General features: G+C 73.0%; 20 protein-coding genes and 2 pseudogenes. 12 read left to right on the forward strand and 10 right to left on the reverse strand.

Features of this window, described 5'->3' with window-relative positions; translation table 11 throughout:
- Window positions 1-30 precede the first annotated feature (30 nt).
- Window positions 31-261 (forward strand): hypothetical protein, encoded by a 231-nt coding sequence (locus AB0368_RS02885; protein ID WP_366152046.1) that lies wholly within the window; start codon window positions 31-33, stop codon window positions 259-261.
- A 44-nt stretch (window positions 262-305) separates the two neighbouring features.
- Here the strand turns inward: AB0368_RS02885 and AB0368_RS02890 are convergent, their stop codons facing one another.
- Window positions 306-1,259, reverse strand: a complete 954-nt coding sequence (locus AB0368_RS02890) for a tyrosine-type recombinase/integrase (protein ID WP_366152047.1) — start codon at window positions 1,257-1,259, stop codon at window positions 306-308.
- Between the two features lie 788 nt (window positions 1,260-2,047).
- Here AB0368_RS02890 and AB0368_RS02895 point away from each other — a divergent pair.
- The 5 genes and pseudogenes from AB0368_RS02895 to AB0368_RS02915 all read left to right on the forward strand — a co-directional run bounded on the left by AB0368_RS02895 (window position 2,048) and on the right by AB0368_RS02915 (window position 5,558).
- Window positions 2,048-2,461 (forward strand): MarR family winged helix-turn-helix transcriptional regulator, encoded by a 414-nt coding sequence (locus AB0368_RS02895; RefSeq protein ID WP_366152048.1) that lies wholly within the window; start codon window positions 2,048-2,050, stop codon window positions 2,459-2,461.
- Window positions 2,462-2,496: 35 nt separating this feature from the next.
- Window positions 2,497-3,258, forward strand: a complete 762-nt coding sequence (locus AB0368_RS02900) for a VOC family protein (protein ID WP_366152049.1) — start codon at window positions 2,497-2,499, stop codon at window positions 3,256-3,258.
- 70 nt (window positions 3,259-3,328) lie between these two features.
- Window positions 3,329-3,655 (forward strand): annotated as a pseudogene (locus AB0368_RS02905) (hypothetical protein); the annotation flags it as partial.
- 441 nt (window positions 3,656-4,096) lie between these two features.
- A pseudogene (locus AB0368_RS02910) lies at window positions 4,097-4,390 on the forward strand (hypothetical protein); the annotation flags it as partial.
- Window positions 4,391-4,790: 400 nt separating this feature from the next.
- Window positions 4,791-5,558, forward strand: a complete 768-nt coding sequence (locus AB0368_RS02915) for a lysophospholipid acyltransferase family protein (RefSeq protein WP_366152050.1) — start codon at window positions 4,791-4,793, stop codon at window positions 5,556-5,558.
- A 135-nt stretch (window positions 5,559-5,693) separates the two neighbouring features.
- On the opposite strand, the gene AB0368_RS02920 is transcribed toward AB0368_RS02915, so the two are convergent.
- The 3 genes from AB0368_RS02920 to AB0368_RS02930 all read right to left on the reverse strand — a co-directional run bounded on the left by AB0368_RS02920 (window position 5,694) and on the right by AB0368_RS02930 (window position 9,787).
- A complete protein-coding gene (locus AB0368_RS02920) occupies window positions 5,694-6,518 on the reverse strand; it encodes a M55 family metallopeptidase (protein WP_366152051.1) in 825 nt (274 codons plus the stop codon).
- 144 nt (window positions 6,519-6,662) lie between these two features.
- Window positions 6,663-7,211, reverse strand: coding sequence for a LuxR family transcriptional regulator (locus AB0368_RS02925; RefSeq protein ID WP_366152052.1), 549 nt, complete (start codon window positions 7,209-7,211; stop codon window positions 6,663-6,665).
- The gene (locus AB0368_RS02930; RefSeq protein WP_366152053.1) at window positions 7,208-9,787 is read right to left on the reverse strand and encodes a LuxR C-terminal-related transcriptional regulator; all 2,580 of its coding nucleotides are present in this window, start codon (window positions 9,785-9,787) and stop codon (window positions 7,208-7,210) included. The genes AB0368_RS02925 and AB0368_RS02930 overlap by 4 nt, the downstream gene beginning before the upstream one ends.
- A gap of 195 nt (window positions 9,788-9,982) precedes the next feature.
- On the opposite strand from AB0368_RS02930, the gene AB0368_RS02935 reads away from it, so the two are divergent.
- From AB0368_RS02935 to AB0368_RS02955, 5 genes are read left to right on the forward strand one after another with little or no spacing between them, the layout of a single operon-like run.
- A complete protein-coding gene (locus AB0368_RS02935) occupies window positions 9,983-11,509 on the forward strand; it encodes a dynamin family protein (RefSeq protein ID WP_366152054.1) in 1,527 nt (508 codons plus the stop codon).
- Complete coding sequence (locus tag AB0368_RS02940; protein WP_366152055.1) at window positions 11,506-13,344, forward strand: dynamin family protein; 1,839 nt, start codon at window positions 11,506-11,508, stop codon at window positions 13,342-13,344. The genes AB0368_RS02935 and AB0368_RS02940 overlap by 4 nt, the downstream gene beginning before the upstream one ends.
- Window positions 13,341-13,949, forward strand: coding sequence for a hypothetical protein (locus tag AB0368_RS02945; RefSeq protein ID WP_366152056.1), 609 nt, complete (start codon window positions 13,341-13,343; stop codon window positions 13,947-13,949). The genes AB0368_RS02940 and AB0368_RS02945 overlap by 4 nt, the downstream gene beginning before the upstream one ends.
- A 22-nt stretch (window positions 13,950-13,971) precedes the next feature.
- The gene (locus tag AB0368_RS02950) at window positions 13,972-15,339 is read left to right on the forward strand and encodes an MFS transporter (RefSeq protein ID WP_366152057.1); all 1,368 of its coding nucleotides are present in this window, start codon (window positions 13,972-13,974) and stop codon (window positions 15,337-15,339) included.
- Between the two features lie 28 nt (window positions 15,340-15,367).
- Window positions 15,368-15,730 (forward strand): GntR family transcriptional regulator, encoded by a 363-nt coding sequence (locus tag AB0368_RS02955; protein WP_366152058.1) that lies wholly within the window; start codon window positions 15,368-15,370, stop codon window positions 15,728-15,730.
- 69 nt (window positions 15,731-15,799) lie between these two features.
- Here the strand turns inward: AB0368_RS02955 and AB0368_RS02960 are convergent, their stop codons facing one another.
- Both AB0368_RS02960 and AB0368_RS02965 read right to left on the reverse strand, forming a co-directional pair.
- A complete protein-coding gene (locus AB0368_RS02960) occupies window positions 15,800-16,201 on the reverse strand; it encodes a hypothetical protein (RefSeq protein WP_366152059.1) in 402 nt (133 codons plus the stop codon).
- Between the two features lie 231 nt (window positions 16,202-16,432).
- Window positions 16,433-17,275: a helix-turn-helix transcriptional regulator gene (locus tag AB0368_RS02965; protein WP_366152060.1), complete on the reverse strand. Its 843-nt coding sequence runs from the start codon at window positions 17,273-17,275 to the stop codon at window positions 16,433-16,435.
- Between the two features lie 101 nt (window positions 17,276-17,376).
- Here AB0368_RS02965 and AB0368_RS02970 point away from each other — a divergent pair, with 101 nt between their 5' ends.
- Window positions 17,377-18,141, forward strand: a complete 765-nt coding sequence (locus tag AB0368_RS02970) for an SDR family NAD(P)-dependent oxidoreductase (RefSeq protein WP_366152061.1) — start codon at window positions 17,377-17,379, stop codon at window positions 18,139-18,141.
- Between the two features lie 13 nt (window positions 18,142-18,154).
- On the opposite strand, the gene AB0368_RS02975 is transcribed toward AB0368_RS02970, so the two are convergent.
- The 4 genes from AB0368_RS02975 to AB0368_RS02990 form a co-directional block, all read right to left on the reverse strand.
- Entirely contained in the window at window positions 18,155-18,352 is a 198-nt protein-coding gene (locus AB0368_RS02975) for a ferredoxin (RefSeq protein WP_366152062.1), read from the reverse strand.
- The gene (locus tag AB0368_RS02980; protein ID WP_366152063.1) at window positions 18,349-19,575 is read right to left on the reverse strand and encodes a cytochrome P450; all 1,227 of its coding nucleotides are present in this window, start codon (window positions 19,573-19,575) and stop codon (window positions 18,349-18,351) included. The genes AB0368_RS02975 and AB0368_RS02980 overlap by 4 nt, the downstream gene beginning before the upstream one ends.
- Window positions 19,576-19,666: 91 nt before the next feature.
- Window positions 19,667-20,203 (reverse strand): DUF3626 domain-containing protein, encoded by a 537-nt coding sequence (locus AB0368_RS02985; protein WP_366152064.1) that lies wholly within the window; start codon window positions 20,201-20,203, stop codon window positions 19,667-19,669.
- Window positions 20,200-21,045: an undecaprenyl-diphosphate phosphatase gene (locus AB0368_RS02990; protein ID WP_366152065.1), complete on the reverse strand. Its 846-nt coding sequence runs from the start codon at window positions 21,043-21,045 to the stop codon at window positions 20,200-20,202. Before AB0368_RS02990 ends, AB0368_RS02985 begins: the two co-directional genes overlap by 4 nt.
- Between the last annotated feature and the right edge of the window lie 15 nt (window positions 21,046-21,060).

The raw sequence follows: 21,060 nt of genomic DNA on the forward strand, positions 1-21,060 counted from the left end.
CCCCGAGGTGGTCGAGGAAAGCCGGTCGGGATGGCTGTCGTCAGTGACACCTCTGCCGCCTTTGGCGAGCATCCAGCCGTGGTCTTCGCGCGCGAGGCGAGAGCCCACTCTGTTGCGGCGAGGCAGGCTGCTCTTGCGGCCGTGGAACGTGCCCATCGTCTGACGGCCGAGGCCCACGCCGCGCGCCAACGACTCGTCAACCCGGGTGCCGACGCTGCCGGCGACGTCGCGGGGCCGGCTGCCGACGATCGCGCCGCGTGAATCCGGCGGCCGGTCCGACCGGTTCCGGAGGTGGCTGCTTAGGCCTACTGCAACCGACCCAACGCCCGATTGGTGCGATTCGCTCGCACTGCCGCCCGCTGCTGCGCCGCCGTGACCTCAATGTAGCCCTGCGACGTCGTCAACGACGCATGCCCCAGCAGCCGCATGATCTCCGACGCGTTCGCCCCGTCCTCCGCCAGCCGCGTCGCGAACGTATGCCGCAACGCGTGCAACTGCGCGCCTCGCGGAACCCGGTCCGACACCCCGGCCCGCCGGAAACACGACTGCACCAGATACTGCAGGCCACCGCGCCGCAGCGGCACACCACGCCGATCCACCAGCAGCGGGTCGTCCGGCCGCACCCGCCCGAACCGCCGTTGACGGCTCTCCACGTACCGCTTGATCACGGCGTCCAGCTCCGGCTCGATCGGCACCGTACGGGGACGGCCGCCCTTGCCCGCCACCTCGACCCGGCGCTCGCCGGGTCGGCCCAGCACGGAACCGGTCCTCAACGCCAGCAGCTCCGACAGCCGCAAGCCCGCACACAACGCCAGAGCCAGGACCGCCACGTCGCGTTCGGGCCAGGGGTCGCGCTGGCGGTCGTCGGCGTGGTTGACCGCTTCAAGGAGTTGCTCGGGAGTGTCCTCGCCACGCAACGGCTTGGGGGAGGGCGTCGCCATCCGGGGCTTGCCCACTGCGGACATGGGGTTGCCGGCGACCACGCCGTCGACGACGAGGAACCCGAAGAAGGAGTTCCAGCTCGACCAGGCCCGATAGACGGAGGCGGGAGCCCGCCCGGTGGCGAACTGAGCGAACGCGGCTCGGAGCGCGCGAGGGGAGAGGTCACGGAGAGTGACGTTCTCGCCGATGACCCGCAGGACGGCGTTCAGGTCGCGGCGGTAGGCGAGGAGGGTGTGCTCGGACGGCTTCCTCACGGCGCGAGCCGCCAGAAACTCTTCGACGAGCGCTTCGGTCGATATGTCTTGTTCGTCCTGCATAAGGAATATTATGCAGGAAAGTCCCATCCGGCGGGAGTGGGAGCGTGGCTGTCATCAAATCCGAACTCGCGTGCCTGCCCATGGCTCGCGTGGCCCGCAAGTCCGCCAGCGCGTCGGGGGCCACACCCTCCAGGTCCCGCAGCGTCGTTTCGGCGGCCAGTCCGCGGCGGGTGGTGCAAGCGTTCTGTCAGAACGATCCTGCTGGGATTTCGTATGGCGCACTAGCGGTTCCGCCTCGCATGCGACGACTCGCATGGCCCTACGCCGAATTTCGACCCTGCTAGGCAGGGGTTTCGAACCTCAGTCGGAGCTGGGATGTGCACTGCCGAGGGATTCCTCCCTCCTCTCGCGCTTAGGTTGACATAATGTCAATTATCGACCACATCCAAAGGGGTGAACGTTCAGGGTTCCGGCCACGCCTGGAGCCAGGATGTGCGAGCTCGGGAAGTGCACCCCAGTCCGGAGGTCCTCGACGATCTCGAGAGCTACAGCATGGCCCGGCCCCGCACGCCCGACACACGGCACCGAGTCGGCAGCGGACGACACGTTGGATCGTCCGCGCACCGTGACGCGGACGCCGGTTGTGAACCTCGTGGCGAACCACTGAACGGCAAGCCGCGGAGCGCGGCCCTCGCTTGATTCGGACAAGAGGAGTCACCAAGCGTGCGCTGCTGTGTTCGCTCGATCGGCGGTCGTTTCTGCGGCCTCTCCCCCTCCGCGGTCGGACGGTTGTTTCCCTGGAAGCTGCTTCCGGGGATGTCGTTACGCTGTGGATCGTGACCAAGGCCATGGACATCTTCGACCGCGTCGTAAGCGTGGAGATCGCGTTGTGGGAGCGGGTCGACGCGCGTTTGCAGACCGAGCACCAACTGACGCTGGGCCGATTGCTGCCCATGCGGGTGATCGCCACGACGCCGGGCTGCCGGGTCTTCGACGTAGCGGCGCAGCTGCAGATCACAGTCGGCGCGGCCAGCAAGACCGTGGACCGGATCGAGGCGGTCGGTCACTGTGTACGCCGGCCGAATCCCGATGACCGGCGGTCGTCGTTGATCGAGCTGACGGAGGCGGGCGCGGCGGCGCTGAGCGATGCCGAGGTCGTTTTCGAGGACGAGGTGCAGGTACGGGTGGGTGCCGTCCTCTCCCCTGCCGAGCTCGAGCAACTGGCGGGCCTGTTGGAGCGGTTGCGGGAAGCTGCCCGCTGAGGCGCGTACGGGACGGGCAGGGCAGGATCTCGGTCATGGCGGGGACCGTAGCGGTGGGGTCTGACAGTTCTGTCCGGTGGATCACCGGCTTTCTCGATTCGCCGTCTCGTGCGGCGGAGGCCTTCTGGCAGGCGGCGACGGGCTCGGGCCTGTCGCCGCGGCGGGGGCCCGGTGGCGAGTTCGCGACGTTGCTTCCCGGCGGCGGTGACGCGTACCTGAGGGTGCAGGTCGTGGGCGACGACGGCCCGGCGCGGGCGCACCTGGATCTGCATGTGGAGCGGGTGGCGGCGCAGGCGCGCCGGGTGGTGGGGCTCGGTGCCGTGGTGGTGCACGACGAGGATGATCTCGTGGTGCTGCGCTCCCCCACGGGCCTGCTGTTCTGCCTGGTGGCGTGGCATGGGGAGGCGGTGCGGCCGGAGCCGGTGTCGTGGCCGGGTGGGCGGAGCCTGGTGGATCAGTGGTGTCTGGACATTCCGGCCGCTTCGTTCGAGGCGGAGGCTGATTTCTGGGCCGCGGTGACGGGTTGGGCCCGGCGGTCCGGTTCACGGCCCGAGTTCGATTTTCTGGTACGCCCGGACGGCATGCCGTTACGCCTGCTCCTCCAGCGGACCGGTGACGCGGCGTCCGGGATGCATCCCGATCTAGCCAGTGACGACAGGCATGCCGAGGTCGCACGGCATGAGGGGCTCGGCGCTTCGGTGGTACGGGTGGCGGAGTCCTGGACCACCCTCCAAGATCCGGTGGGCCGGCACTACTGCGTGACGGATCGGAACCCGGCGACGGGCGGGCTGGGCTGACGCGTTTCTTGTCGGTGGCGGCTGGTAAAACTGACGGCATTGGAACACACGTACGAGGAAGGGTGGGCCGATGGCGGCGGCGCGTACCGGTGTGCGAGGGCTGGGCTCCGACGAGTTGCAGGCGATCCGCGACGGGCTGGCGGCCGGGCGCAAGCCGCGGGTGATGTTCACCGCGTCGGCCGGTCAGATCGCGGGTCAGCTGGGTCAGGTGGTGGCGTTGACGGACCCGTCGGTGTCGGACGAGTGGGTGGTCGTGCGGTTCGGGCGCGACGAGCTGCCGTTCGCGCCGGGTGATCTGCAAGTGGCTCCCAAGGGTGCGGCTGCCCGGAAGCCGGCTCCCCCGCCGGCCCCGCCGCCGCCGTCCCGGCCGGAGCCGGAGTTCGTTATCGACAAGCCGGTGGTTCCCGTTCGGGGCGGCCGGTCGGGGTCTTCGGGAGGCAGGGGTGGTGCGGCGGTGACTGAGTCAGGTTCCGGGAAGGGGTCTGGTGTCGGTAGGTGGTCCGGCGGTGCAGCGGACGGTCGTGGCGCGACAGGCGCTGGTGCGCCGAGCACGGTGTCGGCTGGCTCGATGTCGGCAGGCTCGGGCGTGGATGCCTCCCGCGCGGATGGCGCTGGGCCGGCGGCGAACTCCTCCAATGCGGGCGCGGTGGCCGGTGGCTCTCCCAGCGGCGCTGCTCGGACGACGCCGGCGGGCAGAAACGGTCGTCCCGGTGCTGCGGTAGCCGCTGACGGTGAGCCCTCGAACGCCGCGGACGGCAACGGTAAGGCCCCCGCGGTCGTGGGAGGCAATGGCAGGAGCGCGTCGGGTGGGCCGGCTCCGGCGCCTCGGAAGGCTTCCTCCCGGGCGGCGAAACCCAAGCCGCCTCCCGGTCTGACGGTCACGCTGGCGTACACCGAGGGCGAATGGACGATCGCGGCCAACCAGGGCTCGAAGGCGCTGGCGAAGCCCTACGTGGTCCGCCCGGCCGAGGCGATGCGGATGGTGGCGCTGGTCGACGTGCCCGGGGTGCAGGAAGCGGTGGAGCAGATCCTGGGGGCCGAGCGGGCGGAGGCGGAACAGCAGGCCGAGCGGCTACGGGCGGAGCTGGCCGAGATCGAGGCGCGCCTGCAGGAGCTGCGCGACGCGAGCTGACACCGGCCGCCAGCGGGGTGGCTTCCTGCGCTCGATGCGGCTGGCGCCGGCGGATGCCTGCCACCGTGGGTCTGCCTGGCTGCGCTCGACTCGACTGTGCGGAACCACCTGCCAGCCTCGGCCTGCGGTGGACACCCTCGGCCAGCGGGTGACAGGGTCCCGAATGGCTGGCGGTCGGCTGGAACACCGGGCCGAACGCAAGCCGGGCGAGCCAGCTGGTGCCGGGTGACTGCCACCATCGGCCTGCGGTTGGCGTTGATGCCCGGGCCGGGCTGTGAGGCCACTGCGTTCAGTGGTGCGCCGCACGGATCCACCTCATCCGGGGCGACCGCGGCGCGGGGCCGTGGGGTGGCGGGGGTCGGGCTTGGCGGGCGGTCCGGCGTGCGATCATGGCGCATTGATGAATGCGTCATGGCAAGTGCCGGTGGTGTGGCGGGTGCTGCTGCGGTTTTCGCGGGTGCTCGTTCCCTTGATCTGCCGGTTGCGGGTGTCGGGCGAGGTTCCTGCGGAGTTGCGGCACGGTCCGCTGATCCTGGCGGCAAACCACGTCAGCCCGGTGGATCCGGTTCTGATGACCGCGGCGTGCAGCATCGCGAAGGTGGCTCCCCGGTTCATGGCGACCGGTGGCCTGTTCGACGCGCCGATCGCGGGGTGGGCGATGCGGGCCTCGGGACATCTGCGGGTCGACCGGCACACCGCGCAGGTCGCCGAGGCGCTGCCGAACGCCGCGGCCGCGTTGCGGGCCGGGTCGGTGGTGCTGGTGTACCCGGAGGGCCGCATCGGCTTGGACCCGTGGATGTGGCCCGAGCGCGGCAAGACGGGCGTGGCCCGCATGGCGTCGATGTCCGGCGCGCCGGTGATTCCCGTGGCGCAGTGGGGCTCGCATGCGGTGCTGCCGTACACGGCGCCGGTGGGCATCGTGCGGTCGGTGCTCAAGGCGATGTGGCGGCGGCCGGTGGTGATGATCCGGTTCGGGGAGCCGGTGGACCTGACCGGGTTGAGCGGATCGGCGGGGGCTCGGGCCATGCGGGCCACCGACCGGATCGTGCAGGGGATCGCGGACACCCTGGTCCCGCTGCGCGAGGACGAGCCGGAAGTCCCCCACTTCGTGGACCGGACCCGCCCGGTCGACATGTCCCGCGTCCGTCGACGCCGCGCGGCGGCCTGAGACGCGGCCCGCCGGTTCGATCTGACCGAGCTGGTCAGCCGAGCTGGCCGCGCCCTGATAGCGGTCAGTCAGGGTTTGCACGGCCGAGCCCGGCCGGCGGTCAGGCGAGTTGATCCGGCTGAGCCGGGTCAACGGTCAGGCGGGTTTGATCTGGCCGAGCTGGGTCAGCAGCTGTACCAGCCGGTACGCCTCACCGATGTCCCCGGCCGTGAAGGTCACCGTCCGCCCGCCCACCCGTGTCACGCCGGGTATCAGCATCGCCAGGTCGATGGTGACGGGGCTGTACAGGTCCACCTCGACGCGTACGGGGCCCGGGACGGTCAGCAGCGGGACGCTGTCGGCGCGGCGTATCGCCTTGGCCGCGGCTCGGTGGATCTGGTCGCAGACCTCCTCCGGGTGCAGCGCTACCGTGGCCGCCTGCCCGAGGGCGTGTTTCACCGTGACTGTCGTCGTACCCGGGATGAGGTCGTGGATCTCCGCGCAGGCGGCGTCGTCCCCGGAGAGCAGGACCACCGGCGCGGTGTGGTGGGCGGCCATGGCCGCATTGAGGCCGATCTCGCCCATCGGGCGGCCGTCGACGCGGACGTCAAGGACCGCGTCGCTGATGGTGTGGGCGAGCACGGCCGGGCCGGCACCCGCGCGGGCGTGGTAGCCGACGAACAGCACTGCTTCGGTGCGGTCGTCGAGGCCGGCCAGCATGCCCAGCGGGCGGGGTCTGCCACGCACCAGGCGGGCGCGGCGGTCAAGGTTCTCCGGCAGTACGTTGCGGAACGGTCCGTGCGCGTCGGCGACGAGGACCTCGGCCGACGGTACGGCCTCCAGCACTCCGGCTACGGCGGCGTTGACCTCGGCGGTCATCTGGTTCCGGCTGCGGTCGTAGTCGTAGCCGCCGGGGTTCGTCTCGGTGGGGTGCACGACCCCGGAGACGCCTTCCATGTCGGCGGAGATCAGTACCTTCATCGACAAGCACCCTACGCGTCGCGGCCGCGGGGTCGTGCCGGGCGGGTGGCGGGTGACGCCGGCAGGTGGCGCACCTCGGTCACGGACGCGCCGAACAAGCTGAACGCACGGCCCGCGCCGCCGTCAACCGAAGGAGAGGCGGCGTCAGTCGCTCGTGCGGCGCTGCCTCAGGTACGCCAGGACCGCTTCGCGGGTGGTACGGACCCCGAACAGGGCTCTCGCCTCGGCGATGCGGCGGTTGGCCGTCCGCAAGGACAGGAACTCGGCAGCCGCCGCGGCGGCGATGGTGTCGCCGGCGGCGAGGCGGTCGAGCAGGGCGCGCTGTTCGGGTACGAGCTCAGCGACCGCATCCCCGGCCTCCACGGGCGTCGAGTTCTGACTGCCCGGTCCCAGCTGCACCGTCCCGAGCCGGCTGAGGTCGTCGATGAGTGCATGACCCATGGCGCTGTCCGCGTCGCACACGGCGACGATGCCCGCGCCCCGGGCCGCCGCGAGCACGGCGAGTTGCAGGGCGTCCCGGTCGCCGATGCGTCCGTGCAGCACCAGGCGTTCCGTGGTGACATCCCAGGCGGAGCTGGGCAGCGCGAATCCCTCGCGGACGGTCCAGCCGTCCCGGGCGAGGCGGCGCACCACGGTGTCGGCGTCGGCGCTGGAGGCGACGACGTGGCGGGGGGCGTCGGGCTGTCGGGTCACCGGCCATCCTCACGGTCGGGTCGGTCCAGGCGGTCGTACGGGTCGGGCCGGCCGAAGCCGGCAGATCGGTCCGACGGGCTGACGGAGCCGGCCGAATCGGAAGGGCTGGAGCGGGCCGTCTCCAGCTGGGTGAGGGCCAGGGCCGCTGCCTCGGTACGCGTACGCGCCCCCAGCTTGCGCATGCCCGCGCGGATGTGGGTGTCGACCGTCTCCGCCGAGATGCCCAGCTGCCCCGCGATCCGGCGGGTCGGTTCGCCCGCCGCCACCAGGCGCAGCACGTCGGTCTCGCGGCGGGTCAGGTTGCTGCCCGAGCGCGGGCTGCGGGTGTCGCGGTGCACGTGGTGGCGGCGCAGGCCTCGGCGGGCGCGGCCGGCGAGGACCACCAGGCCGGCCTCGTCGGCGAGGTGCTCGGCCTGCAGCAGGGCTGACACGGCTCGCTGCGGGTCCGGGTCGTGCAGGCCCGCTGCGAGCAGGCAGCGGATCTGTTCGCGGCGGGCGGTGCCGGCCCAGGCCTCGGCCGCCGCGGTGAATCCCGTGCCGGTCGCCCAGGCGGTCAGGGTGCGGCGGGCCGCGGTGGGCAGGCCGCCCGGGATGGCCGGGGCGGCGTCCTCGATGTCGAACGCCGATGCGTACGCGGGCCGGGCCCCGGCGCCGCCGTCGTACGCGGCCCAGCGGGCGGTGATGTGCTGCAGTCCGGTGAGCAGTCCCGCGCCGGGGGTGTCCGGGTGCTGGGTGGCGCGGTCGGGTTGCCCGTCGAGCCAGGCGGCCTCGCGGGCGACCCAGGCGGTGGCCGGGTGCCCGTCGGGGTCGGCGAGCCGGCTCCGGGCGGCGGCGAGCAATCCGGTGTCGGCCTCGACCAGCGCGGTCGCGGCCACCGCGTAGGCCCGGGCGTCCGCGGGAAGGGCCCGGTCGGCAAGGTCGCCACTACGCCGCACCGCTTCGTCCGAGGCGGCAGACTCCGAGGAGGCAGAAGCAGCGGCGGGCAGGCCCTGCAGCACGTCCGCCCACCCGGCGACGGCCAGGAACCGCGTCTGCCAGCTGTACGCCATGCCGGCCCCGCACGCCACCGCGGCCGTCCGAGCCGCCGCTGCCGCCTCCGCCAGCCGCCCGTCCGCGGCGAGATGCTCGACCAGCAGCCAGGCGCTCCACCGCCCGCTCAGCGGATCGGCCCCGTCACTGGCGGCCGCGGCGAGGTCGCGTTCCCATCCTGGCGCACGGTGGGCCGCGCGCACCGCGGCCAGCGCCGCCGCCACACCCGGCGCAGGTGCCGGATGGCGGGCCGCGATCTTCTCGGCCGTGTCCAGGGCCCCGGCCGGGTCGGCGGCCAGGTCCGCCAGGAGCAGGATCCGGTCGCGGGCCGCCACGACCGTGCCGGTGGCCGCGTCGGGGATCGGGGTGACCGCCGCGCGGGCCGCCGCCGGGTCGCCCGCCTGCAGCAGTGCCTCGCCGCGCAGGACGTCGGCTTCCACCCCGAGGGGACCGGCGGTGGTCAGGGCGCGGGCGGCGGTGTGCGGGCGTCCCGCGGCCAGCAGCGCGTCGGCGGCGGCTATCCGTACCCGGGGCGCCGGGGTGACCCCCGGCAGGTTGCAGGCGAACAGCAGCAGGTCGGCGCGGTCGCCGCCGGCGGTGCGGTCGGCCGCGGTCAGGGCCTTGCGGTACGCCTGCTGGTGGTCGCCGGCGGCGGCGAGGTGGCGGGCGGCCTCGGCGTCGGGGGTGGCGGTGGCCAGGGCCCGGTGCAGGTCGGTGCGGGCGTCGGCGTCGAGCAGGCCCGCGGCGGTCTCGGCGATGTACGCCGACACCGGCACGACCTCGTCCCCGGTCCGCAGGATGAGTCCGGCCTCGTGCAGGGCGGCGGCGCCGGCGCCGAGCAGGGACTCGGGTGCGGGCCGGCCGAGCAGGCCGAGGGCGGCGAGCGCGGTCCGGGCGGCGCGGGGCAGGTCGGCCAGGGCGGTGGCGATCGCGTACGCGACCTGGTCGACGTCGGTGTCCGGGGTGCCGCGGCCGGCGCCGGCCTGGCGGGCGAGGGCGGTGACGGCGAGCGGGTTGCCGCCGGCGCGGGCAACGACCGCGGCCACGGCGGTGTCGTCGAGCTGCCCGGCGGTGCGGCGGGCCAGGTCGGCGGCGGCCTGCGGGTCGAGCGGCGGGATGTCGAGCCACGCCGTGGCCGCGTCGCGCAGGGCGGTCAGGGTCTCCTCGGGGAGCCGGTGCGGGGTGCGCAGGGCCGCCACGACCCGGATGCGTGCGGCCAGGTGGGGCAGCGCCGCGAGGGTGGCGGGGTCGGCGTACTGGAGGTCGTCGAGGACGAGCAGGCCGGTGCGGACCCGGGAGCGGACCGCCTCGGCGAGCAGCGGGACGTCGTGGGCGGGCAGGCGGGCCTTGACCGCGCGGGACAGCGCGAGGGCCGGCACGGTGGCGAGCATGGCGAGGCCGCCGCCGGTGTGCGCGGGCCCGGCGGCGGTGGTGGCGATTCGGCGCAGCAGGGTGGTGCGGCCGGCGCCGGGGGCTCCGGTGAGCACGACGAGGCCGGGGCGGCGCAGATGCGCGGCGGCGAGCCCGGCCAGGTCCTGCTGTGACACGCACGCTCCTGTCCCGCTGCGCCCCCGGCAGCGTCCGTTGGCACGAACACGGGATCCTCGCTCGGCCCCGGGTCCGTAGTCTGTGCTGCGGCAGGCGATTCCGCCCTGCCCTGGAGGGGAAGGGCAGCCACCTTTGTCTGCGTTGACGGCCGCGGTCAGCACATTCTCGCCGAATGTGTGCTCGGCTGACGAGTCATGACCGTCGGGCCGCTGTCCGCGCGGGTCGCTACCCTGTGCGACGACATTAGCGCCCGGGTCGGTCCGGAGGTCGCTGGCCAGGTGCGACACGTCCATGACCGGCTTGCCGAGCCGTTACGCGTCGCTATCGCGGGGCGGTTGAAAGCCGGAAAGTCGACACTCGTCAACGCGTTGATCGGGCGGCGGGTGGCGCCCACGGCGGTCGGTGAGTGCACCCGGGTGGTCACCCGGTTCCGGTACGGGCCGGCCGACCGCGTCGACGTGGTGCGCCGCGACGGCACCCGCTCGAGCCTGCCGCTGGGCGACGACGGGATGATCCCGCAGCGCCTGGGGGTGCCGGCCGGGCGGGTCGCGTACGTCGACGTGATGCTGACCAGCGAGAAGCTGCGTGACCTGACGGTGGTCGACACCCCGGGGCTGGCCTCGACCGACACGCAGGTGTCCGCGCGGGCAGCCGCGGAGCTGAGCGAGACGACCGCGCCGTTCGACGCCGGCATCGATGCCGACTCCGCCTCCGAGGTCGCCGCCGCCGAGGCGGTCGTCTACGTGTTCACCCAGGCCGTACGCGCCGACGACGTGCAGGCGCTGGAGGCTTTCCGGGCGGCGTCGGCGCGCCTGGCCAGCAGCCCGATCAACGCGCTGGGCGTGTTCGGCAAGGTCGACACCCTGGTGGGCGGTGCCGGGGACCCGTGGCCGGTCGCCGGTCCGCTCGCCGAGCAGCAGGGCGCGCTGCTCGCCCGTACCGTTTCCGAGGTCGTGCCGGTCGTGGGGTTGCTGGCCGAGACCGGGGAGGCCGGGCGGCTCACCGCGGCCGACTGCGCCGCCCTGAAGGAGCTCGCGGGAATGCCGGCCGGGCAGTTGCAGGTGCTGCTCGCCTCCGTCGACCTGTTCCGCAGCCGGCCCGCCCCCGTCCCCGCCGAGCGCCGCGAGCGACTGCTGGGCCTTTTGGACCTGTACGGCGTGGGTTTCGCCCTGGCCCAGCTCGCCGCCGAGCCGCAGCTGGGCACCGGGGAGCTGGTCCGGCGGCTGGTCGCGGCCTCGGGTTTCCCGCGGCTGCGGCACACCTTGGAGCAGACGTTGCGCTGGCGTGCCGACGCCATCAAGGCCGGCTGGGCGTTGTCGCGGCTGGAACGCGTCGCCGGGCACACCGGGGACCGCCGCGACCGGGAGACGCTGCGCGACGCCACCGAGCGGTTGCTGCGCGAGCCCGCGTACCACCGGCTGCGCCTGCTGGAGGTGGCGCAGCGCGTCGCGACCGGCAAGGTGGAGCTGCCGGTGGCGTGGGAGCAGGAGCTGACCCGGCTGGCGACCTCCGAGGACGCCCGGTGGGTGCTGCGCCGCCCGCACGCCGGGGCCGACGAGCTGGCCGCCGCCGCGGTCGAGGCCGCGAACCGGTGGCGGGTGTACGCGGTCGCTGGCGCCGGTCCGGCCCAGTCGCGGGTGGCGCAGGTCGCCCATCGGGGCTTCCACCTGCTGTCCCAGGCGATCCGCGAAGAGGCCACCCGGCAGGAGGCAGGCCGATGAGCGCGACCCGCGAGCTTGCCCAGAGCCTCGACGTCACCGTCCGCGACGCGCTGGCTGCGGTCCGCGCCGCCGACCCCGACGCGGGCGCCGAACTGGCCGATCTGCGCCGCCGCCGGCTCACCCGCCCGTCGGTGGTGCTGGTCGGCGAGACCAAGCGCGGCAAGAGTTCCCTGATCAACGCGCTGCTGGGCGTGCCGGGGCTGTCGCCCGTTGACGCCGCGGTGGCCACCGCCGCGTACCTGCACTTCTCCCCCGGCCCCACTCCCGGCGCCCTCGCGTACGTGCCGGGTCTCGGCGAACCGGTCGAGCTCGACCTGGGCGAGCTCGGCGACCGGGCTACCGGGCGGGGGGCGGGGCGTTCGCCGCGGCGCATCGAGATCACCCATCCGGCGCCGCTGCTGCAGTACGTGAGCCTGCTGGACACCCCGGGCGTCGGCGGTCTCGACCCGGCCCACACCACCGTCGCGCTGGACGCGGTCGAGCGGGCCACCGCCCTGCTGTTCGTCGCCGACGCCTCGGCCCCGCTGTCGCAGCCGGAGCTGGACTTCCTCGTGGCCGCCAGCGAGCGGGTCGACGCGGTGGTGTTCGCGCTGACCAAGGTGGACGCCTTCCCCGGGTGGCGGCGCATCGCGGAGGACAATCGGGCGCTGCTGCGCGTACGGGCCCCGCGCTTCGCCGACGCGCCGTGGTTCCCGGTGTCGGCGCGGCTGGCGGAGCTGGCCCTGAGCGTGCCGGCGCCGGAGCAGGCGGCGCTGGTCGAGGCGTCGCACATCGCCGAACTCCAGCACGCCCTGGTGGAGCTGGCCGGGCACGGGCACCAGTTGCAGCTGGCCAACGTGTTGCGGGCCGCCCGCGCGGAGCTGGCCCGGCTCGAGCAGGCCGCCGAGGCGCGGGTGCAGGCCGCGGAGGCCGACCCCGCCGAGACCGCCCGGGTCCGGGCCGAGCGCAGCGCCCTGGCCGCCCGCAAGCGCACCGAGTCGCGGCAGTGGGCGCTGCTGCTGACCACGGAGACCCAGCGGGCCCGCGTCGAGGTGGTCGGCCTGCTGCGGACCCGCATCGCCGAGCTGCAGGCCGACGTCGCCGCGCGCATCGACCGGCTGCGCGGCGACGGGCTGACGGGGCTGCCCGATCAGGTCGACGCCGAGCTGCAGGCGGTGGCCGTACGGATGTCGGAAGATCTGCAGACCACCTTCCGCCAGGTCGGCGAGCGGATCCTGGCGGAGGTCTTCGACGACGAGGAGCTGGCCGGGGTGCTGGACCGGCTCAACGCGACGCTGCGCCACGCCCTGGCGGCCGGATCGCCGCGCGACGGCTCCGGCGACAACGTGCTCATCGCCCTGTCCGCGGGCGGCATCGCGTTCATGGCCGGCCGGGGAGCGATCTTCGGCGCGTCGGCGCTGGGCGTGGGGGTCGCCGGGGGTCTGCTGATCCCGGTCGCGGGCCTGGGTCTGGGCCTGGCCGCCGGCGGGTACGTGCTGTACCGCCGGCGGGTGCAGACCGACCGGCAGCAGGCCCGCGCCTGGCTGCGCGACGTGCTCGGCGAGGCGCGCGCGGCGTTGCAGGACGAGATCTCGTACCGGTTCACCGACCTGCAGTACGCGCTGGGCGTCGCCGTCGACGACGCGGTCGAGCGCCGGCTGCGGGAGCTGGACGCGCACATCGCCGAGATCGACGCGGCCGCCGCCGAGGACGCCGCCGGGCGGGCCCGGCGCCGCTCCCGGGCCACAACGGAGCTGCAGCAGGTACGGGCACAGCTGAAGAACGTCGACGAGGTCCTCACCCGGGCGCGGGCCCTGGCACCCGCGCCGTCATCCCTCGGTCAGGAGAACGCATGAGCGACGAGTACGGCTGGCCGGACTTCCACGACGCCGGCCACCACGACGACCCGGGGCACCACGACGACGCCGTCACCGCCCATGACGACGTGGCGCCGGAGGCCGACCCGTTCCACGAGGACCTCTACGCCGGCCACGACCTGGACGACCTGGGCGCCGACGACCCGGGTCACGACGCCGGTTTCGACCACGACGCCGACCACGATGCGGGCTGGCACGACGACCACGCCGAGCCGGGCACCGGCCACGACGACGTCGCCGGGCACGAGGTCGCCGACGTCACCGACGGGCACGGCATGGGCCCGGTCGGCGCCGACCCGGACGCGGTCGAGCCCGGCGACGAGGCGGCGAGCCTGTTCCCGCCGGTCGTCGAGGTCGGGCCGCTGCCGGAGCCGGTCGACGGGTTCCCCTGGATCGACACCGGCAGCCTCGGCCTGGTCGACCCGGCGGCCGTGCACGCCACCGGCGCGCCGGTCGACCCGCACGAGCTGGCCGCGTACGCGGCGCAGGACCTGCCGCCGGGCGTGGACCCGTGGGCGGCGCTGGCCGACTCCGAGGATCCGGCCACCGGCGCGCTGGCCCGATGGTGGAGCCAAAACAGCTGACTAGGTGACATCATGTGCGCCCATGACCGTCACCACCGCGCCGGAGAGCACCCGGCGTGAACGCACCGGCTGGTACCTGTACGACTGGGCCAACTCGGCGTTCTCCACCACCGTCATCACGGTGTTCCTGGGCCCCTTCCTGACCTCGGTCACCGAGCAGGCGGCCGGCTGCGCGCTGGGCGCCGACGAGTGCCACGGGCGGGTGCATCCGCTGGGGATCAGCGTCGCCGCCGGCTCGTACTTCCCCTATCTGGTGTCGCTGTCGGTGCTGCTGACGGTCTTCGTGCTTCCGGTGATGGGCGCGATCGCCGACCGCGCCGAGCGCAAGAAGCCGCTGCTGGCCGCCGCCGCGTTCCTCGGCGCCGGGGCGACCGTCGCGATGGCGTTCGTGACCGGCGAGCGCTACCTGCTGGGCGGGGCGCTGTTCATCGTGGCCAACGTGGCGTTCGGCGCGTCGGTGGTCGTGTACAACTCGTTCCTGCCCCGGCTGGCCGGGCCCGACGAGCGGGACAAGGTGTCGAGCCGCGGGTGGGCGCTCGGCTACCTCGGCGGCGGGGTTCTGCTGCTGCTCAACCTGATCGTGGTGACCAGGCTCGGCGTCGAGGGCGACGACCGGCGGACCCTGGACCTCGCCCGCTGGTGCATCGTGTCGGCGGGGGTGTGGTGGGCGGCGTTCACCCTGCTGCCGCTGCGGTGGCTGCGCGAACACCCGAGCGCGGAGGCGGCCGTGCGGCGCGGCAGCGTGGTCACCGCCGGGTTCCGTCAGCTCGGGCACACGCTGCGCAGCCTCAAGGCGTACCCGCTGACGTTGTTCTTCCTGGGCGCCTATCTGGTCTACAACGACGGCATCCAGACCGTGATCGCCCTGGCGAGCCAGTTCGGGACGGAGGAGCTGCACCTCGGCCAGTCGACGCTGATCATCACCATCCTCATCGTGCAGTTCCTGGCGTTCGGCGGCGCGCTGCTGCTCGGAGCGCTGGCCACACGGATCGGCGCGCGCCGCACGGTGCTGCTCGCGCTGGCGCTGTGGCTGCTGGTCATCCTCGCCGCGTTCTGGCTGCCGGAAGGCGAACCGGTGCCGTTCATGCTGCTGGGCGTCGGCATCGGCCTGGTCATGGGCGGCAGCCAGGCGCTGAGCCGCTCGCTGTTCAGCCAGCTCATCCCGCACGGCCGCGAGGGCGAGTACTACGGCTTCTACGAGATCAGCGACAAGGGCACCAGCTGGCTCGGCCCGCTCGCGTTCGGCCTGGTGTTCCAGCTGACGGCCAGCTACCGGATCGGGATCGTGTCGCTCGTGGTGTTCTTCGTCGTCGGTGGCATCCTGCTGGCGATGGTCCCGCTGCGCCGGGCCATCGAGGCCGCCGGCAACACCCCGCCGCGGCTGCTCTGAGAGAGGACATCCGCCGGAGGAGGACAGTGTGGACATCGTGATCGACTCGGACTCGGCGGTGCCGCCGTACGAGCAGGTTCGGCTGCGGATCGCGGCGCTGGCCGCGGACGGGGTCCTGGCGGCGGGCACCCGGCTGCCGCCGGTGCGGCAGCTCGCGGCCGAGCTGGGTCTGGCGGCGAACACGGTTGCGCGGTCCTACCGGGAGCTGGAGCAGGCCGGCCTGGTGGAGACCCACGGCCGGGCGGGCACGCTGATCACGTCGGCGGCGGCCGGCACCCCGGTCGCGGCCCGCAGAGCCGCCCAACGGTACGCGGACGAGACAAAGTCCCTCGGACTGACACCGGAGGCGGCCTTGGCGCTGGTCGAGGCCGTTCTCCGGCGTCCGGGCTGAGCGTCGTGGTCCCGCGAGCGGGTGCCGGCGGAGTCGTCCGCCGGCACCCGCCGCTGCGTCAACCGATGGTCACGCGGGGCTGGAGATCTCGCATACCGACGCGGGGGTGAATTCAGTGCTGCTGCGGAAGCTGCCGCCCGGGAAGTCGGTCCAGACGGCGATGTAGGTGAGGTGTGCGCCCGTACTGGCACCGGGGATGCGCTGGATGGCGTGCTCGGTGGCGCCGCCCTGCGGCCACGGCAGGGAGGTGAGGGCGGCCTCGGCCGGGGTGGACTCCATCAGGATGAGCAGCGCGGCGGTGTCCGACTCGTTGGTGATGGCCCAGTCGACGACCCACTCGCCGGTGGTGGTGTCACAGGTGCCGGAGACCTCGGTCGCGAAGGTCCTGGGCGCGGCGGCGTGGGCGGCGGGAGCGGCCGCCAGGGCCGTCAGGGCACCGGCGAGGGCGGCGGCGATGATGCGGAACTTCATGGGGTCCTTTCACAAGGGGTTCAGACAGGTGTCGCCGTTGGGCAGAAAAGGGGCGACGCAGGCAAGGTAGACGGTTGCCGCGAACCAGGCGCAACGACGAAATGAACGTCACACCGTGCCCTGGGCGCGTCGCAGGTTGCCGCGAAAACCGTCTCCGCAGGCCGGCGCTCTGCCGTCCCGTTGCACGGCGTCCGCGAGGTGCTGCACGAAAGGGAACCCCGCATTGCCCTTCTACGCCTGGGCGAAGTCCTGCTGCCCGATGACGGCGAGCAGCTGCAGCTTCTCGTAGCCCTCGCTGCCGGGCGGGGCGGTCAGCACCAGCAGGGCCTGCGCCTGGTCCTCGGTGAACAGCACCTGGCAGTCCACCTCGATGGCACCGAGTTCCGGGTGCAGCAGCACCTTGTGGTCGTGGAAGCGCTGCCCGACCTCGTGGCGTTCCCACAGGGCGGTGAACTCCGCACTGGCCTTCTGCAATGCCCGCACCAGTTCACCGGCGCGCGACGACGGCCCCATCGAGCCGTACGCCGCCCGCAGGTTCGCCACCTGGGCGCGGCTCTGCCGTTCCCGGTCGTGCTCGGGGTAGCGCAACCGCTCACCGGGGCGGGTGAACCAGCGGTAGATGTCGCTGCGCTCCAGCCCGGTGTCGCCGGACCGGTCGCCGAACAGCGCCATCGCCAGCCGGTTCTGCACCAGCGTCTCGCCCAGGTTGGACAGGATGAGCGCCGGGGTGTCGCCGAGCCGGTCGAGCACCCGCAGCAGCGCGGGGGCTACGTGCGCGGCCGCCGACACCGACGAGGGAGCGTTGCGACCGGCGATCTGGAACAGGTAGTTCCGCTCGTCGGTGCTCAGCCGCAGCGCGATCGCCAGCGAGGCCAGCATCTGCTCGCTGGGCTGCGGGCCGCGCTGCTGCTCCAGCCGCGTGTAGTAGTCGGCCGACATCGCGGCCAGCGCCGCCACCTCCTCGCGGCGCAGGCCCGGGGCGCGGCGGCGGGCGCCGGCGGGCAGCCCGACGTCGCCCGGGCGCAGCGCCTCGCGGCGGCGGCGCAGGAAGTCGGCGAGGGCGGCACGGTCCATGCGCTCCAGTATCGCCGGGCGCCACCGCCCAGCCAGGGATCGCCGATCCCCCGATGAGTGCTCTCTGCCGGCCGGGCGCCGACGCGGCCAGACTTCGAGGCATGAACATCTCCGGAAACACGATCTTCATCCCTGGCGCGACGAGCGGCATCGGCCTGGCCCTCGCGCTCGAGCTGCAGTCGCGCGGCAACACCGTCATCGTCGGTGGTCGCCGCACCGAGCTGCTCACCCGCATCGGCGCCGAGCACCCCGGCATCGACACCGTGCAGATCGACACGGCGGACGCCGCGTCGGTCACCGCCGCCGCCGAGCAGGTCCTGGCGCGGCACCCGCGGCTCAACGTGCTGGTCACGATGGCCGGCATCATGCGGGTCGAGGACTGGCACAAGCCGGAGTCGTTCCTCGCCTCCGCCGAGGAAGTCGTCACCACCAATCTGCTGGGCCCGATCCGCCTCATCGCCGCGTTCGTGGGGCATCTGCAGGCGCAGCCGGACGCCACCATCGTCACCGTCTCGTCGGGCCTGGCGTTCGCCCCGCTGAAGGTCACCCCCAGCTACAACGCGTCGAAGGCCGCGATCCACATGCTCAGCGAGTCGATCCGCCTGCAACTGGCCGACACCTCGGTGCGGGTCGTGGAGCTGGTGCCGCCGTCGGTGCGTACGGAGCTGGTGCCCGGGCAGGAGTCCAACCACCTCGCGATGCCGCTCGGCGAGTTCGTCGCCGAGGTGACCGGCCTGCTGGAGAGCGAGCCGGACGCCACCGAGATCCAGGTGGAGCGGGTCAAGTTCCTGCGCTACGGCGAGGCACGCGGCGACTACGACCAGGTCGTCGCGGCCCTCAACGCCGCCGACCCGCACGGTAAGTAGCCCCGAGGGCCGCTCAGTCGACGGTGATCGCTCCGGAAGGGCACATCAGCACCGCGCGCCGCAGCAGCTCGTCCGGCTGGCCGCCGGCGTCCGGGTCGGTGACCACCACCAGGCCCTCGTCGTCGTCCTGGTCGAAGACCTGCGGCAGGGTCAGCACGCAGTTGCCGGCGCCGATGCACACGTCGCGGTCGGCGCGCACCCGGGCGCTCACCAGGTCACCGGCAGTTCGGCCAGGCCGTACACGATCGACATGTCGCGGGTGGGCAGCCGGGTGGGGTCGGCGGCGAGGCTGAGCCCGGGCAGGCGGCGGGCGAGGCCCGCCAGGGCGATCCGCAGCTCGGCGCGGGCCAGCGGCTGCCCGATGCACTGGTGCACGCCGAAGCCGAACGCCAGATGCTGGTGCGCCTGCCGGTACGGGTCGAACGCGTCGCCGTCGCCGAACACGTCGTCGTCGCGGTTGGCCAGCGACAGCAGCGCGGTCGCCGGTTCGCCGGCGCGGATCAGCCGGCCGCCGATCTCGACGTCGCGTACGGCCAGGCGCGGCAGGCCGGTCCGCACGATCGTCAGGTAGCGCAGCAGCTCCTCGACGATCCCGTCGACCGTCTCGTCGTCGCCGGTCCGCAGCCGCTGCCACACCTGCGGGCGCTGCAGCAGCAACAGCACGCCGAGGCCGATCATGTTGGCGGTGGTCTCGTGCCCGGCGATGAGCAGCAGCAGCGCCATGCCGATGAGCTCGCCGACCTCCAGCTCGCCGGGACGCACCCGCTCGCTGATCAGCCGGCCGAGCAGATCGTCGCCGGGATCGCCGGCGGCGCGTTTCGCCTCGATCAGGGTGCCGAGGTACGTGCGCAGCCCGGCGGCGGCGTCTCGGGCCAGCAGCGGGTCGGCGCCCTGGTCGAGCAGGATCGCGCTGCGCTGCTGGAAGAACGCGTGGTCGGCGTACGGGACGCCGAGCAGGTGGCAGATGACCAGCGACGGCACCGGCAGCGCGAACCCGGCGACCAGGTCGGCGGGCGGCCCGGCCTGCCCCAGCGCGTCGATCGCGTCGTCGACCACCCCGGCGATCAGCGGCTCGATCCGCCGGATGTTCTTGATCATGAATTCGGCGGTGAGCATCCGGCGCAGCCGCAGGTGCTCACTCCCGTCCATCCGGATGAAACCACCCTGCCGGTTGCGCGTGACCTGCGGCGGCACGGCGCGCAGCAACGGGAACCCGGGCCGGGTCATGTCGGCGCTGAACGCGTCGGAGCGCAGCATCTTCTTGACGTCGGCGTGCCGGGTGACCAGCCACGTCCAGCCCCCGGTCGGCAGCCGCACCCGGCTGACGGGCCCGTCCAGGCTGCGCAGATCGGCGGCGGTCACCGGGGTGAACGGGTCGTCGCCGGGACTCCGGAACGGGAACAGCGGAAGACGGTCGGTCAACACGTCGGCCACAGCGGCGCTCCTCGAACGTAGCAGGGCGTACTGGATCGCAAGCGCTACGTTATCGCCACACCGGGCAAAGGACAACGAATGTCGATGAAACCTACGTCCGGGGCCGACCGCGGAGCACCAGGATGTGCCACAGGTACTTGAGTAGTTGCAGCACCTCGGCGCCGGTGCCGAAGGCGGCGAAGTCAGCCGTGCGGTGGGTGCCGACCACCGTGGGCTCGGTGACGCTGTCACCGTGGCTGAACGTGGCCCGCCGCAGCACCTCCGGACGCAACCGCAGGTGGCAGCTGCCGAAGCGGGGCGACGCACCGTCCGGATGGCCGGCGAGGTCGAGGCCGCCGTAGACGGGCCGCCCGGCCGCGACGCCGCTCGGATACGCCCCGGCGAACATCCGCTGCTCCCACCGGTCGCGGTCGCCACCCGGGTACGCGGTCAGCCCGCCGTTGGAGATGCCGCTCTCGAACTGGCTGCGGTACACCCCGTCGGCGGCGAGATGCTCGGCGACCGTACGCCTGTCAGCCAGCAGCCGATCGGGGTGGAAGTTGACGGTGATCCGGGTCCCGGGCACGGGCAGCTCACCGGCGGCGCCGAGGCCACGGACGTGCGCGAGGGCCCGGGCCGGCGGGGTCACTTCGGGTCGATGACGTTCGTGGCGAGCAGGACCATCAGCAGCGCGCCGAGGACGAGGCGGTAGCCGATGAAGATGGAGTAAGAGTGCCGGGCGATGAACTTCAGCAGCCACGACACGGCGAACCAGCCCACCACGAAGCTCACCAGGGTCGCCACGATCGTGGGCAGCCAGCCGACGCCGCCGTTGTCGGCCGAGATCTTGTCGTACTCGGTGACGCTCTGCAGCACGGTCGCGCCCAGCAGGGCCGGGATGCTCAGGAAGAAGGACAGTTTCGTTACTGTCACCCGATCGAAGTCGCGCAGCAGGCCGGCGGTCATCGTCGCGCCCGAGCGGGACACGCCGGGGATCAGGGCCAGGCATTGCACCGTACCGATGATCAGGGTGTCCTTCCAGCCGACGTGTTCGGCGTGGCGGATCTGGGTGGCGGCGCGGTCGGCGAACCACATCACCCCGCTGTAGAGGATCAGCGCGCCGGCGACGAACCACAGGCTGCGCAGGGTCGTCTCGATGGTGTCCTGGAACAGCAGGCCGACGATGCCGATCGGGATCGAGCCGAGGATGACCGCCCAGCCGAACCGGTAGTCGGCGTTGCCGCGCTGCTCACGGCTGAGCACGCCGCGGAACCAGGCGGTGATGATCCGGATCAGGTCGTGGCGCAGGAAGATCACCGTGGCGATGACCGCGCCGGACTGGATGATCGCCGTGAACGCCGTGATGTCCTCGGCGTCGATCTGGTAGCCGAGCAGCTTCTCCAGGATGGTCAGGTGGCCCGTGCTGGAGATGGGCAGGAATTCGGTGAAACCCTCCACCGCGCCCAGCAGCACCGCTTCGAAGATGTTCAACCCAACCCCGTCTCG

Origin of the sequence: Actinoplanes sp. NPDC051475 (assembly GCF_040689425.1) — a bacterium.
Classification (GTDB): domain Bacteria; phylum Actinomycetota; class Actinomycetes; order Mycobacteriales; family Micromonosporaceae; genus Actinoplanes.